Here is an 867-nt window from a genome sequence, read left to right as displayed (position 1 = left end):
GGCTGGGATCCACCAAGCCGGCCCAGGTGCTGGTGGTGGACCGTGCCGGATGGGCCAAGGCCGTGAGCCAGAACTTCGCCGCGATGATGCCCGAACTGCCCAGCACCCCGCCCAGCGTGCCGGTGATCGCCGGGGCCGAGCTGGGGGCGGTGCTCTCCATCCTCTCCACCGGGTGCTGGGCCAGTTTGACCCCTACAGCGGTTCGCGGCTGCTGCTCAACGCCCCCACCATCACCCAGATCCGTGGGGAAATGAACCTGAACGCGGCGGACTTCTACCTGTGGATCGCCACCCACGAGCAGACCCACCGGCTGCAGTTCGAGGTGGCCACCTGGGTGCCGGAGGTGATGCGTGAAACGCTGGCCGCGATCTTCACCGGAACCCGCGGCAAGACCCGCTCCATGGCCGAGATCGGCCAGCGGGTGAAGTCGCTGCGCAGCGAGGTGGGGGAGCTGACCACCATCATGTCGGTGCTTGAGGGCCATGCGATGGCCGTGATGAACGACGTGCACGACATCCCCAGCATCAAGACCATCCGCCAGCGCTTCGCCGCCCGCGGCCAGAACCGCGGGGTGATCGCCACCTGGGTGGGCAAGCTTTTGGGCATGGATGCCAAGGCCCGGCAGTACGAGCGCGGGGAGAAGTTCGTGCGCCACATCGTCGGGCAGATCGGCTATGACGGGTTCAACCGGATCTTCGAATCCCGCCAGGCCTTCCCCACGGCCAGCGAGCTGGACCACCCGCAGCAGTGGCTGGCGAGGATGGCGTGAGGCCGGCGCGATGAGCAGCGCCCTGTCCCAGGCCCGGATCGCCATTCAGCGCCAGGTTGGCGGGCAGTTCGTGTTGCTGGGGGTCTCCGGGGGATCGG

1 protein-coding gene and 1 pseudogene are annotated in these 867 nt (G+C 68.1%); both read left to right on the top strand.

All coding sequences use genetic code 11. The annotated features are described in order from the left end of the window. A pseudogene (locus JCM19049_RS21500) lies at window positions 1-254 on the top strand (hypothetical protein); the annotation flags it as partial. After that, window positions 173-769, top strand: coding sequence for a zinc-dependent metalloprotease (locus JCM19049_RS15890; protein WP_054822032.1), 597 nt, complete (start codon window positions 173-175; stop codon window positions 767-769). The pseudogene JCM19049_RS21500 and the gene JCM19049_RS15890, both read left to right, overlap by 82 nt. The last annotated feature ends 98 nt before the right edge of the window (window positions 770-867 follow it).

This window comes from Arthrobacter sp. JCM 19049 (assembly GCF_001310435.1).
This window is presented reverse-complemented; position numbering and strand designations above follow the sequence as displayed.